Origin of the sequence: Halomonas sp. TD01 (assembly GCF_923868895.1) — a bacterium.
Classification (GTDB): Bacteria; Pseudomonadota; Gammaproteobacteria; order Pseudomonadales; family Halomonadaceae; genus Vreelandella.
In genome coordinates this window covers 4,009,480-4,024,342 of the sequence record NZ_OV350343.1, presented here as the reverse complement: position 1 = coordinate 4,024,342, position 14,863 = coordinate 4,009,480, and the positions used below count along the sequence as shown (strand labels likewise).

The following is a 14,863-nucleotide window of genomic DNA, read 5'->3' as shown; positions in this document are numbered from 1 at the left end:
GGTTAGTTACTCGCCATCAACTCCGGTAATAGGTTTAATAGTGCCCCAGCGGCGGCAGCTAGGGCACTGCCATGCTAGGCTGTCACTGGCAAAGCCGCAGCGGCGACAGCGATGACGAGACTTGCCCTGTAAAAGAGCATTGGTGTGATGCTTTAGTAGCAGTAAGCGTGTGTCTGGCGGGGTTTTTCCGCTTAAGCGTTGGCTTTCATGATAAAGGTCGATTAAGTAGTCAAGCCCGCCTAAGCTGGGCGCCTCTCTAAGCCACTCACCCGTTCGTTCAATGGCGTTGTCTACGCCATCTCTTTGATGAACGAGTTCTCCTAAGGCGATAATGATGCTGGTGTATGGCGCTTGCCCCAGCAGCCGATAAAGATGCGTTTCAAACCCCTGAATATCGTTATTACGCTCATAAGCATGCTGAAGAGCGGGCAGCATGGTGGGAATGTGAGCAATATCCTGCTGGGGAATATGGTTTAGGCGCTCGATAGCGCGAGTGTAATGCCCATTATCCATCTCCAGTTCAGCCAGTAATAGCGTCGCGCGGACACATCGCTCATCAAGCTGGAGTGCTTTTTTTAAGTGCTTGCGGGCGAGCGCTCGACTTGCTTGATGTATCTCTTCCAGGGCGAGCTCACATAGCCAGTGAGCAGCGGGTCTGCGCATACCAGGCTGTTGTTTTAACAATGATTGAACCACGTCGAGTGCTTCTTGCCAGTCTTTTTCGCGCTCAAGTAAATCAATCAGTAGCCGTTTAGCTTCCTGTCGGTAGATTTCATTGACTGATTTATCCAGCAGTGCTCTCAGCATTCGCTGGGCACGGTCATGAACGCCTAACGCCATAAAGTCACGTGCTAGCTCAAGCTGTACATGTTCGTTAGTGCTGGTGGAGAGGGCAGGACGAGCAAGTAGATTTTGATGAATGCTAACGGCTTTGTCTGCTTCACCTCGTGCGCGAAACAGCTTTCCTAACGCGATGTGGGTTTCCACGGTATCGCTATTTACATCCAATGCATTGACGAAAGTGTTGATAGCTTCGTCGGGCTGCTCATTGAGCAGGTAATTCAGCCCGACAAAGTATTCTCTCGATAAACCTGAGGGGCGAGAGTCGTGAGTGCGCTGGCGGCGGCGGGAAGCATAACGAACACCCAGGCCAAAGCCGATGGCAATGGCTGCCAATAGAACGCCTAGCAGCACGGCATCATACATTTAAGCCAGTTCCTTTAGCTCCTGAGTGCGTAGGCGGTCTAACTCTTTGCGCTGTTGCTTGTTATGTCGTTCGCTTCGTGCCAGCTGTGCTTTAAGGCGTACGTACACACCTAGCATGGCGAGCATGCCCAGGATAACGCCGAGAGCTAACGTAGCTAGCAGCCATACAGAGAGTGAAACAGGCGGCAGTTCTGCCCAAATCAGGTTTAAGGCAATAGTTTGTTGGTTGTTGACGGCAAATAAAATGCCTACCAGTAGAACAACCAGCAATATGACGGCCAGAATCAGCCCTTTAATCCAACGCATGAGAGTTTCCTAGTCAGTGACATTCATAATGGCTCTATTGTGTATGAGTCGTGGCGCGGCGTCATCCCGCATAAAGTCGGATAACCAGATCATTTTAATCTTGCTATTGAAGACGCCGTGGTCGTGTAGCCTCGGTTAGCTCATTAATAGCCGAGTGCACGGCTTGCATCTACCTGCTCGCGCAACTCTTTGCCAGGTTTGAAGTGCGGTACGTACTTGCCGTCCAAGTCGACCGGGTCTCCTGTTTTGGGGTTGCGCCCGACACGAGGCTCTCGGTAGTGTAGCGAAAAGCTGCCGAACCCTCGGATCTCAACCCGTCCCCCACTAGCAAGCGCATCGGTCATATCGTCTAAAATAATACGCACCGCCGTTTCTACTTCTTTGGCGGATAGCTCCGGTTGACGCATCGCAATTTGTTCGATTAATTCAGATTTGGTCATCGGTTGGCTCCCTGCGAACTTTAAAGGCCGTGACACGCTTGCGACCTCGATAACAACAGAGTCAGCATACTGCGCATAACAGCATAAAACAATTCAGATAAAACAAGGTACTAGAATGAATATCAGCATAGGCGAAGTGAGGCGCTGGCGCGACCCTGTGGCTTAGGTATACTGGCGACTCATTTTGTAACTGGAGAGGCTGACGTTGAACGACGATACTTCCCCTGCAGCCATATTGCGTAAACGGCTTTATTGGCACTCTCGCCGTGGCATGTGGGAGCTTGACCTGCTGCTGATTCCGTTTCTTGAGCACCGCTTTGATGAGCTGAGTGAAGATGAACAGTTAGCCTATCAGCGTTTAATCGAGGAAGAGGATCAGGATCTCTTTGGATGGCTGATGCGTCGTGAATGGCCCGAGGAGCCATCGTTAAAGCGCATCGTGCAGATGATTGTAGAGCATGCAGAAAATACCGATAACTCTGCTTATCGTACGCTCTAAAATCCAATGCGCTTTCCACGCATCGTTGGCATTCGGGTTGTGTGCTATTGCGGCGTGGCTTATTAGCCCATGGATAGCGATGCTTGCGGCATTAGTAGCGATACTGCTGCTAAGCCGAGAGTATCGCTATCAACCTGCGGGTGAGTTGAGGGTTATAAAAAGTGGTTATCAACTAAGTGCTCAGTGGTTATCGGGCGATGGTGAACTTGAAAATGAACAGCCTGTTAAAGCTGATTACGTTGGCCCTTGGTTAATCGGGCTTCATGTTGGGCCGCAGCGGCTTTGGCTATGGCCAGACAGTTTGCCAGCTCACAGTCAGCGGGCGCTGCGGCGTTTATGCCATCGCCCTGGGCGATAGCTGATCAAGTGACACCTCAGAAACTGCAGTATTTTGCTGGTGCTCAGGCCAGTCGATAGAGTAATGCAACCCACGTGACTCATGCCTCTGGAGTGCCGCAAATACCGTCAACTTTGCAAGCCAGAGTGCTTGTTGCAGACGCACGCTTTCAGGGTGTCTGCGCTTTCTAGCGGTTTTCTCATGGCCGCCGCCAAGAATGTCGTTGAGCTGTTTCTCAAGTTCGTTCAGTTGATTGCGAGCGATACTTAGCCCCTGATTGCTACGGACAATTGAAACATATTGGCTCATAGTGGCGCGCATTTCGCTACGCACGCTAGCCAGGGCTTCCAAAAAAATGGATGAATCCAGCGGCATTGCATCGGGGCTATCGTCCAGCAGCCATTCAGGCGGTGCTGGTGATGGCTGTGCCTGCTTTTCCGGTGTTAGCAAATGCTTTGCACAGCTTCTGGCGTATACCAGGCACTCTAATAAGGAGTTACTGGCCATGCGATTTGCGCCATGAAGTCCCGTGTAAGCAATCTCACCAATCGCGTAGAGGTTGGTGACGTGGGTTGCACCGTGATGGTCCGTGGCGACACCGCCACAACTGTAATGAGCGGCAGGTACTACTGGAATCGGTTGGCGAGTTATATCAATTCCCCGAGAGGCACAGTGTGCCAAGATAGTCGGGAAGTGGTGATGAATAGCCGCTTCTCCAAGGTGGCTGATGTCTAGCCACACATGCCCACGGCTGCTTTGCTGAATTTGCGAGTCGATTGCCCGGGCAACGACGTCTCTGGGGGCCAACTCAGCGCGAGAATCGATATCAGGCATAAACCGGTGGCCGGCCTCATTCAGCAGATGCCCGCCTTCTCCTCGTACGGCTTCGCTAATTAAAAAAGCAGGTCCTTCTGGGTCAAACAGGCAGGTAGGATGAAACTGCTGAAACTCAAGATTCATCAGTTTTGCGCCCAGTTCAGCAGCCATCACCATGCCTTCCCCGCTGCTTGGCGATGGGGTGGTGGTGTGTCGATAAAGGCCACTTGCACCGCCTGTTGCTAGTACGATGTGCTTGGCAAGCAGTGTTTGTTGATGCTGCTGTTGATCTACGCCTTCCGCGCCAATACAGCGGCCTGTGGCATCGCTGATTAAGTGCAGGATGGTTAAGTCACTGCGCTGAGTAATATTGGGGTGAGAAGTGACTTTTTCGTACAGCGTATCGACTACCGCGCGTCCAGTTGCATCGTCAGCATGAATAATGCGGCGTGCGTTGTGGCCGCCTTCCCGTGTTAAGTGATAAGGGTAGCGGGCGCTCGGGTCTGGATCCGGTGTAAAGGGGACGCCGTTGTCGATTAACCACTGGATGGCGTCCGGGCCGTTAGTCACTGTAAATCGAACAGCGTCTTCATCACAGAGGCCATCGCCAGCGATGAGCGTATCTCGTACATGCGCGTCTAGATCATCGTCTGGTGAGAGTACGGCTGCTATCCCACCTTGAGCCCATCGGCTGGCTCCCTGATCATCCAGGGCAGGCCTGACTAGGGTGACCGAAAGATGGTCAGCAACTTCAAGGGCTAAGGTTAGGCCGGCGACGCCGCCGCCGATGATAAGTACGTCGGATGTTGGCGTGCTCATGGGGCCGGTTCCTCTTTTCACATTCAAACGCGGTAGGTGCTAAACGCTTTACACGCTGCAAACAGCAGAGGAAGGCATCATAGCGTGACTGCTGTCGCTTGGCGATGAGTGCATGTGGAAAATTGCTTTCAGTGCCTATAGATAGCAGCTAAGCGCCATGATCCGATGTGTAGGGATCAAGCTGGTAAGTGAAATAAAAGTAGGCCATTAAAAACACAAGAAACGCTTTTAAGCGCTTTGAAGGCGACGAGGGAGATTGCTATTGACTACAAAGAAGGGGAGAAGTGCTGGTAATAATGTGGTGCCCGGAGCCGGACTTGAACCGGCACGGAGTTACCTCCGAGAGATTTTAAGTCTCTTGCGTCTACCAATTTCGCCATCCGGGCAGTGTATCGCAGGAATATTGCTATTCATCGCCACACTTAAAATGGAGGCTGGAGTCGGAATCGAACCGGCGTACACGGAGTTGCAGTCCGCTGCATAACCACTCTGCCATCCAGCCTTACAAGTCGTTGGAGCGAGAAAGTAGATTCGATCGGACTGGCGTTCCAGCTCACGACCCTCTATTGCTTTATCACGCTATCCAAGCTGGAGCGGGAAAGGAGATTCGAACTCCCGACCCTCGCCTTGGCAAGGCGATGCTCTACCACTGAGCTATTCCCGCTCGACTCGAGGGCGAATTATACGCATCGCTACGAGCTTGTCAATTAATGAATTTGTCTGAAGGTTCAGTCGTGTAGAGAGATGGTCACATTGAACGGCTCAAGTGAGGCCAAGCCGCTTTAAGGTACTGCGCCATCGACCACAGCGTAAGAATGGCCGCAGCGTAAAGAACAACGACGCCAATTATCGCAAGCTCATGCCCGGGGGGGAATGCCAGGAGTATAAGCAAAGCAACCATCTGCAGCGTTGTTTTAAGCTTACCAATCCAGGAGACCGCCACCATGCCCCGCTTGCCCATCTCGGCCATCCACTCACGCAAGGCTGAAATAACGATTTCGCGGCCAATAATAACCAGTGCGGGCAATGTTAATACCAGTGTGTCAAAGCGCTCAATGAGAAGCGCCAGTGCAACGGCGACCATCAACTTGTCAGCCACAGGATCGAGAAACGCGCCAAACGGCGTTGATTGATTCCAGCGGCGAGCTAAGTAGCCATCTAGCCAGTCGGTGATGGATGCCAAGGCAAATAAGCCTGCAGCGACTGGCATGCTCCAGTTGAAAGGTAGGTAAAAAAGCACTACCAACAATGGAATGAAAACGATTCTTGCCAGAGTAAGTATGTTGGGTATGTTCATCGCAGGGCGCGATCCTTGCCGGAGAATCATGGAAGACGAAGTGTAGTGGGGGCCATTCTATCCCCCTTGGTGCTTGGCATCCATGTTAACAGCAGGTTTATCCATTTAGAGATTGGTAAATTGTCTCGGCGAGCGACGCATTAATACCAGGAACGCGTGACAACTCATCGCGGCTGGCCTTCTGAACGCCCTGCAAACCGCCGAAGAAACGTAATAGTTCGCGCCGCCTTTTAGGGCCTATGCCGGGAATGTCTTGCAGCGTTGAGGTGCGGCGCGCTTTGTCACGTTGGGCTCGGTGGCCCGCAATAGCAAAACGGTGAGATTCATCGCGAATATGCTGAATCAGATGTAATGCTGGTGAAGCGGGGTCAAGGGGTAAAGGGTTGTCAGTGCTTTCCAGGAAGAGTGTTTCCAGGCCTGCTTTGCGGGTGGAGCCTTTAGCAACGCCAAGCAAAATTATATCGGTAACGGCTAGTTCGGTTAACACGCCACGAGCCATGTTTAGCTGACCTTTGCCACCATCGACGATCAAAATATCAGGGGCCACTGCCTCGCCACTTTTTACCCGTTTAAGGCGCCGTGTTAGTGCTTGTTGCATGGCTGCATAGTCGTCGCCTGCGGCGACGCCTTCGATGCGGAAGTGGCGATAATCGCTTTTGCGAGGGCCCTGATGATCAAATACCACGCAGGAAGCAACGGTTGCTTCTCCATGGCTGTGGCTAATGTCAAAACACTCCAGGCGTTCGGGCATTTTCTCCATCGAGAGTGCTTTTTGAAGTGCTTCAAAGCGCTGTGTAAGCTGGGTTTTGTTAGCCAGCTGCGAAGCAAGCTGTTGCTCGGCGTTAGTCATGGCTAGGTGCTGCCACTGCGCGCGATGGCCTCGAACTTGGCTGGTGACGCGAACGCGTTTGCCCGCTTGCTGGGAAAGTGCTTCAGCAATCAGCGGGCTATCATCAAGTGCATGGCTGGTAATCACTTCGCTTGGCACGTTGTGAGGCTGGCCGAAATAGTATTGGCTAACGACCTCTGTCAGCAGCATATCAGGCGGCAGGTCCAGGTCGTTTTTAGGCGTGTGATGGCGAGCGCCCAGTAAGCGGCCGTCGCGAACGCTAAGTATTGATACACCTAGCGCACCAGGGCGCTGGGCCAGCGCAAAAACGTCGGCATCACCGCTTTCATTATCGACAAACTGGCGTTGCTGTAGCTGACGTAGTTGCTGTATTTGGTCACGTAGCCTTGCCGCTTCTTCAAAGTTCAAAGCGCGGCTGGCCGTTTCCATCTCCTCGCTAAGAAGCTGGGTGACATGCTCGCTTTTGCCTTCAAGGCACATCACTGCATGCTCAACATCGCGGCGATAATCCGCTTCTGAAATGTAGTCGACGCAAGGCGCGCTACAGCGCTGAATTTGGTATTGCAGGCACGGGCGAGAGCGGTGGGCAAATACACTATCTTCACAGTTACGTATGCGAAAGATTTTCTGCATCAGCGCTAGGCTTTCTTTCACCGCCCCGCTACTTGGGTAAGGGCCTAAATAACGGCCATCTCCTCTACGCTGTCGCGCACGCTTGTATTCAAGCGCAGGGTAAGCGTGTCGATCGGTCACAAATACGAAAGGGTAGGACTTGTCGTCTCTTAACAGAATGTTATATGGCGGGCGCAGTTCTTTTATGAGCGTCTGCTCTAGCAGCAGTGCTTCAGTTTCGCTACGGGTGACGGTAATTTGGATATCAGCAATCCGCGCCACCATCGCCTGGGTTTTGGTATTAAGCTGACCACGGAAATAACTGGAAAGTCGAGCTTTCAGGCGCTTGGCTTTCCCGACATATAAGGTGTTGCTGTGCTCGTCGAGCATCCTATAAACACCCGGCGAGGTACTGACAGAGCTTAAAAATTGCTTGGCATCAAAAGTCATGGCTGGGTATCGGCGCTTCTAGGCAACAGAAGCTGCGATGGTAGGTCTATCCCAGCATGGCGTCAAAGCCCTCGACTAAACCGTGGCGCAGTGCCAAGTGGGTAAGCTCCACATCGGTAGCAACCTCTAGTTTGTCAAATAGCCGATAGCGGTAAGCGTTAACCGTTTTTGGGCTGATGTGTAAACGGTCTGAGATTACTTGGACGCGCTCGCAGTTAACAATCATAAGAGCGATTTGTAGTTCGCGGCGTGACAGGCGACTAAAAGGGTTATCTTCGTCAGAAAAGCGGGAAAGTGCCAATCGTTGAGCGATCTCTTTACTGACATAGCGCCTTCCGTGAAAGACTTGACGAATAGCATCGGTCATTTCCGTTGTGTCGGCCCCTTTGCTAAGAAAGCCAATCGCACCCGCTTCCAGCATGAGTCGTAACGCACTATCTTCCATGTGGGCGGTTAATATGAGTACTTTGACGTCTTCCATTGTTCTATGAATACGGCGAGTAGCTTCAAGCCCTCCGATGCCGGGCATGCGAATATCCATCACGACAATGTCAGGCTTTAAGCGACGGCATTGAGTCACGGCGCTTTCGCCATCGTCGACCTCGCCTACGACTTTTATATCGCACTCTTGGTTTAGCAGGTGAGCAATACTGGTTCTCACCAGGTGATGATCATCGGCGATTAAAACTTTGATCAAGGTGCTGGCTCCTGCATGGAATCATCGTAGTGGTGGGCGAAAGCCGCGTTGCATGACATAGAGTGCCACAGCTCTAACCAAAGGAGAATTTAGTTGATAGTTGTTCATCATTAGCTTGACGCTAAGCAAATTACTAGCGTAGTATCTTGGCGCTGCTCTAAGAGTGATTTAAAAGAGCTGTGTAAAAAACGTGGGGCCTTAGCTCAGCTGGGAGAGCGCAACACTGGCAGTGTTGAGGTCAGCGGTTCGATCCCGCTAGGCTCCACCATTTTACAGAAGAATCCAAAAAAACGCCCCGTTACTAAGTAGCGGGGCGTTTTTTATACTAATAACTTATCAATTGAAAGCCTGTGCTATCAGGTGCTACTCGTCGTCGGCGATTTTACCAAGCAGTAAAAACTCGATTAGCGCCTTTTGTGCATGTAGGCGGTTCCCCGCTTCTTGCCATACGACGGCACGGGGGTCGTCGAGCAGGGAGTGGCTAATCTCTTCGCCGCGGTGGGCGGGCAAGCAGTGCAGGAAAAGCACATCAGGTTGTGCGCTATCAAGCATCGCTTCGGTCACCTGGAAGTCTGCAAAATCTGCTTCGCGCTTAGCCTGTTCTTCTTCCTGCCCCATGGATGCCCATACATCCGTAGTGATCAAGTCGGCGCCTTTAGCCGCCTCGTGAGGGTCGTGAAGCAACGTTACGCAGTCCCCAGCGGCTTCCATAATGTCAGCACGAGGCTCATATCCTTTCGGGCAGCAAACGCGCAGTTGGAAACCAAACTGGCGAGCGGCGTTAATCCAGGAGTGGCACATATTATTGCCATCCCCAACCCAAACGGCAGTACGTCCTTTCACGCTGCCGCGCAGCTCGGTCCAGGTCATCACATCAGCCAGCAGTTGGCAGGGGTGATAGTCGTCACTTAAGGCGTTAATGACGGGCACGCTGCTAGCGCTGGCGTAGGTTTCCAAACCTGCGTGTGAAAAGGTGCGGATCATCACTGCATCGACCATTTCGGACAGCACGCGGGCAGTGTCTTCAATCGGTTCGCCGCGTCCTAACTGAGTGTCGCGGGGGGAGAGAAAAAGCGCGTGACCGCCGAACTGTGCCATGCCGGTTTCAAATGATACCCGTGTGCGGGTGGATGATTTCTCAAAAATCATCGCTAGCGTGCGATTAGGCAGCGGCGTGTAAACAGGGCCGTTAGCCTTGAGCTCGGTTTTGATCTTAATGGCACGCTGAATCAGGTACGCCAGCTCATCTGGGGTTAAATCCAGCAAGGTTAAGAAATGGCGTGTCGCCATGATGATATCTCTCCGCGCAAAAACACTATCCTAGCGATGCCGCGGGGGATGCGCAACGCGCTCGGCATGCGTAGAATGACGTCCCACACGATAAGGCCGAGTAGTTTGCTCAAGTATTAGCTTGCACAGCAACAAAAGGTAATCTTCGGCTGAAGGGTTAAAGCGAGTTAACGAATTGCGTAAACTGGCTAGATAACATCACTTGTTTTAGGAGCACATCATGAGCACGACTGCCGAAAATATTCAGCGCCAAATTAGTGAAAACCCCATTCTTATCTACATGAAAGGTACACCTCAGTTGCCGCAGTGTGGTTTTTCTGCACAAACGGTGCAGGCGCTGATGGGCTGCGGTGAGCGTTTTGCCTTTGTTAACGTGCTGGATAATCCAGATATCCGCGCTGAACTGCCGAAAATTGCTAACTGGCCCACCTTTCCGCAGCTTTGGGTGGAAGGCGAACTGGTGGGTGGCTGCGACATCGTGATCGAGATGCATCAGAGCGGTGAACTTGAGAAGCTGATTAAAGAAGCTGCCCAACGTGCCGGAGCTGCTGAGAGTGGCGATAACGCATAACGTTTAATGCCCTATACCGCTTGGTCTAGTGGGCTGCTGGTCTTGGGCCAAGCGGTTGGCGGGCTGCAGCGCAGCCGCTAGAATGGTGTCTTTTCGCATCGACAGTTAGCCCGCCAAAGGAAGTAGTGCTCAATGAGCTATCAGGTTCTGGCCCGCAAATGGCGGCCGCGTACATTCCACGAGCTCGTGGGCCAGGCCCATGTTCAGCGCGCCTTGGTCAATGCCCTCGACCAAGGCCGTTTACACCATGCCTACCTATTTACGGGTACCCGAGGCGTGGGCAAGACCACGCTTGCGCGTATCCTTGCCAAATGCCTTAACTGCACCGCAAATGGCCGTGGTGATGAAGGTATCACCTCGACGCCTTGCGGTCAGTGCGACAGCTGTCGCGCGATTGACGAAGGGCGTTTCGTTGACTTGATCGAGGTTGATGCCGCTTCGCGTACCAAGGTTGAAGATACCCGTGAGCTGCTCGATAACGTGCAGTACGCGCCTACGCAAGGGCGCTATAAGGTGTACCTGATTGACGAGGTGCACATGTTGTCGACCAGTAGTTTTAATGCGCTGCTTAAAACGTTGGAAGAGCCGCCGCCCCACGTGAAATTTCTGTTGGCCACCACAGATCCGCAGAAATTGCCTGCCACCGTACTATCCCGCTGTCTGCAATTCACGCTTAAGCATATGCCCCCTGAGCGGGTGGTAGAGCACCTAACCTATGTACTGGGTGAGGAAGGTGTTGCGTATGATGAGAGCGCTTTGTGGCTGTTAGGTAAGGCCGCGGAAGGTTCTATGCGTGATGCGATGAGCCTGACCGATCAAGCCATTGCCTTTGGCCAAGGTGCGATTCGCCATGCAGATGTCGCTGCCATGCTCGGTACCTTGGACCATCGCCACGTGTTGGCGCTGGTAGAAGCATTGGCTGATGTGGACGTTCAACGGCTGCTAGCCGAGGTTGCCCAGCTATCGGAGCAGGGGCCTGATTTTGCAGCAGTACTGGACGAGTTAAGCGCGGTTTTGCATCGCTTGGCGGTGGCGCAGATGGTGCCTGATGCTGTGGATAACAGCCACGGTGATCGAGCGCTTATTCAACAGTTAGCGAGCCGTTTTACTGCTGAGGATATTCAGCTTTATTATCAGATTGGTATCCAGGGGCGTGGTGATATGGTGCACGCTCCTGATCTGCGCAGTGCGCTGGAAATGACGTTGCTGCGTATGCTGGCGTTTCGCCCCCAGGGAGTGCCAAAGCCTGCTGCCACACCGCTTCCACTGCGCCGCGAATCTCCCAGTAACGCTGCATCTCAAGAAGCGGTGCCTCATGAGCCTAACTCTCATGAACCTGTCTCTCATGAACCTGTCTCTCATGAATCAATTTCTCAGGTATCTGCATCTGATAATAGCAGCGTGTCTGAATCAGCCTCTGCTCATGAGCCAACGACAAAAAAGCCTGAGCCTGCACTGCCGAGCAATCAGGTAGAAGCGCCTGACTCAGCCGCAGTGCAGGCGAGTGTTGAGCCAGTCACGAATGAGGCATCCAGCGCGCTAGATGCCTCATTAGAACAGCAAGCACCGCCGTGGTCGCTTGATGAGGTGGAGAGTGCGGCTATGCTCTCGCCAGAGCCAGAGCCAGAGCCAGAGCCAGAGCCAGAGCCAGAGCCAGAGCCAGAGCCAGAGCCAGAGCCAGAGCCAGAGCCAGAGCCAGAGCCAGAGCCAGAGCCAGAGCCAGAGCCAGAGCCAGTTTCCGCTGATGTGCCTGTTAATGTTGCCAGCCGCCAGGGTGCTTCTGGCGATCGTCTGGATCATGCTGGGTGGCTGGCATGCTTCAGTGCCCTTGGGTTAGGCGGCCTTACCCGCAATTTGGCAGCGCACTGTCAGCTTGAAAGTGATGATGGCCACACGGTGGTGCTGCGTCTTGACCCTGGCCAATCCGCTATGCAGGCCGATGTTCACAATGGCCGTATTGAGCGTGCGCTAAGTAGTTATGGGCTGCCTCGGCGTATTGAGTTTACGGTAGCTGACTTAGCGTCTGATATTGAAACGCCTCGCCAGCAGGAAGAGCGTCAGCAGCAAGAGCGTCACTCGTTGGCTGTTGATCTATTACACCGCGACCCCAATATACAGAAGCTGCAGCAGGCATTTGGGGCTACTCTCATTGAGTCAACCGTTAAACCCACGTCTGACAAACGTTCTTAGTCGTTGATGATTGACTCGCGATGCTTATATTTTTGATCCTTCAGGAGATAACCGCATGTTTAAAGGTGGAATGGGCAACATAATGAAGCAAGCCCAAGAAATGCAGGAGAAGATGCAGCAGGTTCAAGAAGAAGCTGCGAAAGCGGAAGTACATGGCGAAGCGGGTGCCGGTATGGTGAAAATCACCATGAATGGTCGCCATGATGTCACCAATGTCACCATTGACCCCAGTGTTCTCGAAGAAGACAAAGAGCTTTTGGAAGATCTGCTCGCTGCTGCCGTGAATGACGCTGTTCGCAAAGTGGAAGCAAACTCTAAAGCGAAGATGGAAGAAGCGACGGCAGGCTTAAACTTGCCGCCCGGCTTTAAGATGCCGTTCTAATCCATGCGCTTTTCCCCGCTTGTTGAGCAACTAATGGACGCCTTCCGCGTGCTGCCAGGCGTTGGGCCAAAAACGGCCCAACGCATGGCCATGCATTTGTTGGAACGTGAGCGCCCAGGCGGGCAGCGGTTGGCAGCGGTGATTCAGCAGGCCATCGAAGAAGTCGGTTATTGCCAGCGCTGCCGTACGTTGACCGAAGCGGATGTTTGCGCGTTGTGCGAAAGTACTCGCCGTGATGATTCGCTCCTGTGTGTTGTTGAGTCGCCTGCTGATCAGCTTGCTATTGAAGAGGCCGGTGGCTTTCAGGGGCGTTATTTTGTATTGCATGGTCATCTTTCTCCGCTGGATGGCATTGGCCCCGATGCTATTGGCCTGGATCTTCTGGAAAGCCGCATTGCGGAAGGCAATATACGTGAAGTGGTGCTTGCCACTAATCCCACCGTGGAAGGCGAAGCGACTGCGCACTTCATTGCCGCCCAACTTGCTCACTACGGTGTCTCTTTTTCTCGACTCGCCTATGGTGTGCCCATGGGAGGAGAGCTTGAGTATGTAGACGGTGGTACGCTAAGTCGCGCCTTTAATGGTCGCCAGCCTTTCGCCAGCGATTGACTCTTATAAAAACGCAAGCGCTTTTGCGATTGTGCCAACCCGGAAGTTTGCTTTGTCCTCTTTAGCCCCCTCGATGTATCAATGGATTGATAGTGCCGACGCCTTAGATGCTGCTTGCGAGCAAGTCGCCGGTGCCCGTGTGATTGCCCTAGACACTGAATTTTTCCGTGAAAACACGTTTTTTCCAGTACCTGCGCTTATTCAGTTCACGACCGGTGACATGGCGTATTTAGTTGATCCGTTGAGCACACCTTGCACTGCTTCTTTTCGTGATTTGTTGCAAAATAGTGCCATCAAACTACTTCATGCCTGCAGCGAAGACCTCGAGGTTTTCCAGCATTGGGCCGGCGTATTGCCAACGCCGCTTATAGATACACAAGTGGCGCAGGCTTTCTTGGGTGAAACACCGGGCATGGGCTATCAAAAACTGGTAGAGCACTGGATGGGGGAAACGCTGCCTAAAGAGGAGACGCGCTCCAACTGGTTAGAGCGCCCCTTAACGCTCTCCCAATGTGAATATGCGGCGTTAGATGTTATCTATTTGCTGAAAGTTTGGGGTTTTCAAGCGGAAAAGCTTGAGCAACTGGGGCGGCGTGAATGGCTTAACGATGAGTGCGCCAGCCTTATCGAGCAGGCAGGCCGCAGTGTCGAGAGCGACGGCCAATGGTATACACGCCAGCGGCAGTTGTGGCGCCTTAACCCCCGTCAACTTGAAGCCTACCGTTTAATGACTATTTGGCGTGAAGGCGAAACCCGCCACCGGGATTTGCCGCGTAATTGGTTGGTCAGCGATAAGTTACTGTTCGCGGTGGCAGAAAAAATGCCTAAAAATCGTTATGAGCTAGCAGAGATTGAAGGGGTCAAGCCGCCGCTGGTTAAAAAAGAAGGCGACACGTTGCTGGCGCTGGTGAAGCAGGCTCAGCATTGCCCCGAAGATGATCTGCCTGAGCGCTGGCCAGACCCGATGCACCCAGCGTTTAAGCGGCGTTTTAAAGCACTGAAAAAAGTAGTGACTGAGAAGGCGGCTGAGCTGCAAATAGCGCCCGAGATGTTACTACGGCGTCGAGATATTGAGGCGCTTGTGATGCAGCGGCTCGCTAATCAGCCATTAACCACTCCTGGCGGTTGGCGCCATACTTACTTAGCTCAAGAAATTCATCAGGCGCTTGAGGAGTTATCGTAATGAGCGAGAAACTGCTTTGTGAGATTTTAAAAAGCTCACGCAAAGACGAGATGTATCTCTACATAGATAAGCAGAAAGGGTTGTCATCCGTGCCCGACGCATTGATGGACACTTTCGGTAAACCAGTGCCGGTGCTGACAATGATATTGACCGCCGATAAAAAGCTGGCTCGGGTGAATGCAACGGATGTGATGGCTGCCATCCAAGAGCAAGGCTTTTACCTGCAAATGCCGCCTGCGAAAGAAGCCTATTTGCTGGATGTTCATCGTGCGCAGGCGGCTAACCGCGAATGAACGTTTTGCCATGAAC

General features: G+C 52.7%; 16 protein-coding genes and 4 tRNA genes. 9 read left to right on the top strand and 11 right to left on the bottom strand.

Annotation, left to right across the window (positions count from 1 at the left end):
- Positions 1–6: 6 nt before the first annotated feature.
- The 3 genes from lapB to L1X57_RS18205 form a co-directional block, all read right to left on the bottom strand.
- Positions 7–1,206 carry a lipopolysaccharide assembly protein LapB gene (gene lapB / locus L1X57_RS18215; protein WP_009722713.1) on the bottom strand — a complete coding sequence of 400 codons (1,200 nt, stop codon included), beginning with the start codon at positions 1,204–1,206 and terminating at the stop codon, positions 7–9.
- Complete coding sequence (locus tag L1X57_RS18210) at positions 1,207–1,512, bottom strand: lipopolysaccharide assembly protein LapA domain-containing protein (RefSeq protein WP_009722714.1); 306 nt, start codon at positions 1,510–1,512, stop codon at positions 1,207–1,209. It abuts the gene before it with no gap.
- 143 nt (positions 1,513–1,655) lie between these two features.
- The gene (locus L1X57_RS18205; RefSeq protein WP_009722715.1) at positions 1,656–1,952 is read right to left on the bottom strand and encodes an integration host factor subunit beta; all 297 of its coding nucleotides are present in this window, start codon (positions 1,950–1,952) and stop codon (positions 1,656–1,658) included.
- Between the two features lie 205 nt (positions 1,953–2,157).
- Here L1X57_RS18205 and L1X57_RS18200 point away from each other — a divergent pair, with 205 nt between their 5' ends.
- Both L1X57_RS18200 and L1X57_RS18195 read left to right on the top strand, forming a co-directional pair.
- Positions 2,158–2,451 carry an FAD assembly factor SdhE gene (locus L1X57_RS18200; protein WP_009722716.1) on the top strand — a complete coding sequence of 98 codons (294 nt, stop codon included), beginning with the start codon at positions 2,158–2,160 and terminating at the stop codon, positions 2,449–2,451.
- Positions 2,452–2,530: 79 nt separating this feature from the next.
- Entirely contained in the window at positions 2,531–2,809 is a 279-nt protein-coding gene (locus L1X57_RS18195; RefSeq protein ID WP_009722717.1) for a hypothetical protein, read from the top strand.
- On the opposite strand, the gene nadB is transcribed toward L1X57_RS18195, so the two are convergent.
- From nadB to uvrY, 7 genes are all read right to left on the bottom strand, one after another.
- Positions 2,786–4,423, bottom strand: coding sequence for an L-aspartate oxidase (gene nadB / locus L1X57_RS18190; RefSeq protein ID WP_009722718.1), 1,638 nt, complete (start codon positions 4,421–4,423; stop codon positions 2,786–2,788). The genes L1X57_RS18195 and nadB overlap by 24 nt on opposite strands.
- A gap of 299 nt (positions 4,424–4,722) precedes the next feature.
- Positions 4,723–4,809, bottom strand: a tRNA-Leu gene (locus tag L1X57_RS18185).
- 42 nt (positions 4,810–4,851) lie between these two features.
- A tRNA-Cys gene (locus tag L1X57_RS18180) sits at positions 4,852–4,925 on the bottom strand.
- Positions 4,926–5,012: 87 nt separating this feature from the next.
- A tRNA-Gly gene (locus tag L1X57_RS18175) sits at positions 5,013–5,087 on the bottom strand.
- An 84-nt stretch (positions 5,088–5,171) separates the two neighbouring features.
- Positions 5,172–5,720 (bottom strand): CDP-diacylglycerol--glycerol-3-phosphate 3-phosphatidyltransferase, encoded by a 549-nt coding sequence (gene pgsA / locus L1X57_RS18170; protein WP_009722719.1) that lies wholly within the window; start codon positions 5,718–5,720, stop codon positions 5,172–5,174.
- Between the two features lie 97 nt (positions 5,721–5,817).
- Complete coding sequence (gene uvrC / locus L1X57_RS18165; protein WP_039868716.1) at positions 5,818–7,632, bottom strand: excinuclease ABC subunit UvrC; 1,815 nt, start codon at positions 7,630–7,632, stop codon at positions 5,818–5,820.
- A gap of 46 nt (positions 7,633–7,678) precedes the next feature.
- Complete coding sequence (uvrY, locus tag L1X57_RS18160) at positions 7,679–8,329, bottom strand: UvrY/SirA/GacA family response regulator transcription factor (RefSeq protein WP_009722721.1); 651 nt, start codon at positions 8,327–8,329, stop codon at positions 7,679–7,681.
- A gap of 192 nt (positions 8,330–8,521) precedes the next feature.
- On the opposite strand from uvrY, the gene L1X57_RS18155 reads away from it, so the two are divergent.
- Positions 8,522–8,597: transfer RNA gene (locus tag L1X57_RS18155), tRNA-Ala, on the top strand.
- Positions 8,598–8,692: 95 nt separating this feature from the next.
- Here the strand turns inward: L1X57_RS18155 and argF are convergent.
- Complete coding sequence (argF, locus tag L1X57_RS18150; protein ID WP_009722722.1) at positions 8,693–9,619, bottom strand: ornithine carbamoyltransferase; 927 nt, start codon at positions 9,617–9,619, stop codon at positions 8,693–8,695.
- A gap of 220 nt (positions 9,620–9,839) precedes the next feature.
- Here argF and grxD point away from each other — a divergent pair, with 220 nt between their 5' ends.
- The 6 genes from grxD (at position 9,840) to L1X57_RS18120 (ending at position 14,847) form a co-directional block, all read left to right on the top strand.
- Positions 9,840–10,190, top strand: a complete 351-nt coding sequence (gene grxD, locus L1X57_RS18145; protein WP_009722723.1) for a Grx4 family monothiol glutaredoxin — start codon at positions 9,840–9,842, stop codon at positions 10,188–10,190.
- A 132-nt stretch (positions 10,191–10,322) separates the two neighbouring features.
- Positions 10,323–12,380 carry a DNA polymerase III subunit gamma/tau gene (gene dnaX, locus L1X57_RS18140; RefSeq protein ID WP_234667832.1) on the top strand — a complete coding sequence of 686 codons (2,058 nt, stop codon included), beginning with the start codon at positions 10,323–10,325 and terminating at the stop codon, positions 12,378–12,380.
- A gap of 55 nt (positions 12,381–12,435) precedes the next feature.
- On the top strand, positions 12,436–12,762 hold the full coding sequence (locus L1X57_RS18135; RefSeq protein ID WP_009722726.1) for a YbaB/EbfC family nucleoid-associated protein: 327 nt from the start codon (positions 12,436–12,438) through the stop codon (positions 12,760–12,762).
- Between the two features lie 3 nt (positions 12,763–12,765).
- The gene (gene recR, locus L1X57_RS18130; RefSeq protein WP_009722727.1) at positions 12,766–13,371 is read left to right on the top strand and encodes a recombination mediator RecR; all 606 of its coding nucleotides are present in this window, start codon (positions 12,766–12,768) and stop codon (positions 13,369–13,371) included.
- Positions 13,372–13,444: 73 nt separating this feature from the next.
- The gene (gene rnd, locus L1X57_RS18125) at positions 13,445–14,554 is read left to right on the top strand and encodes a ribonuclease D (RefSeq protein ID WP_039868780.1); all 1,110 of its coding nucleotides are present in this window, start codon (positions 13,445–13,447) and stop codon (positions 14,552–14,554) included.
- Positions 14,554–14,847 carry a YcgL domain-containing protein gene (locus L1X57_RS18120; protein WP_009722729.1) on the top strand — a complete coding sequence of 98 codons (294 nt, stop codon included), beginning with the start codon at positions 14,554–14,556 and terminating at the stop codon, positions 14,845–14,847. The genes rnd and L1X57_RS18120 overlap by 1 nt, the downstream gene beginning before the upstream one ends.
- Positions 14,848–14,863: the final 16 nt, after the last annotated feature.

Coding starts and splice junctions, on each gene's coding strand:
- L1X57_RS18120 (WP_009722729.1), top strand. CDS start 14,554: ATGAGCGAGAAACTGCTTTGTGAGATTTTAAAAAGCTCACGCAAAGAC.
- L1X57_RS18205 (WP_009722715.1), bottom strand. CDS start 1,952: ATGACCAAATCTGAATTAATCGAACAAATTGCGATGCGTCAACCGGAG.
- dnaX (WP_234667832.1), top strand. CDS start 10,323: ATGAGCTATCAGGTTCTGGCCCGCAAATGGCGGCCGCGTACATTCCAC.
- L1X57_RS18210 (WP_009722714.1), bottom strand. CDS start 1,512: ATGCGTTGGATTAAAGGGCTGATTCTGGCCGTCATATTGCTGGTTGTT.
- rnd (WP_039868780.1), top strand. CDS start 13,445: ATGTATCAATGGATTGATAGTGCCGACGCCTTAGATGCTGCTTGCGAG.
- argF (WP_009722722.1), bottom strand. CDS start 9,619: ATGGCGACACGCCATTTCTTAACCTTGCTGGATTTAACCCCAGATGAG.
- recR (WP_009722727.1), top strand. CDS start 12,766: ATGCGCTTTTCCCCGCTTGTTGAGCAACTAATGGACGCCTTCCGCGTG.
- L1X57_RS18195 (WP_009722717.1), top strand. CDS start 2,531: ATGCTTGCGGCATTAGTAGCGATACTGCTGCTAAGCCGAGAGTATCGC.
- lapB (WP_009722713.1), bottom strand. CDS start 1,206: ATGTATGATGCCGTGCTGCTAGGCGTTCTATTGGCAGCCATTGCCATC.
- pgsA (WP_009722719.1), bottom strand. CDS start 5,720: ATGAACATACCCAACATACTTACTCTGGCAAGAATCGTTTTCATTCCA.
- L1X57_RS18135 (WP_009722726.1), top strand. CDS start 12,436: ATGTTTAAAGGTGGAATGGGCAACATAATGAAGCAAGCCCAAGAAATG.
- grxD (WP_009722723.1), top strand. CDS start 9,840: ATGAGCACGACTGCCGAAAATATTCAGCGCCAAATTAGTGAAAACCCC.
- uvrC (WP_039868716.1), bottom strand. CDS start 7,632: ATGACTTTTGATGCCAAGCAATTTTTAAGCTCTGTCAGTACCTCGCCG.
- nadB (WP_009722718.1), bottom strand. CDS start 4,423: ATGAGCACGCCAACATCCGACGTACTTATCATCGGCGGCGGCGTCGCC.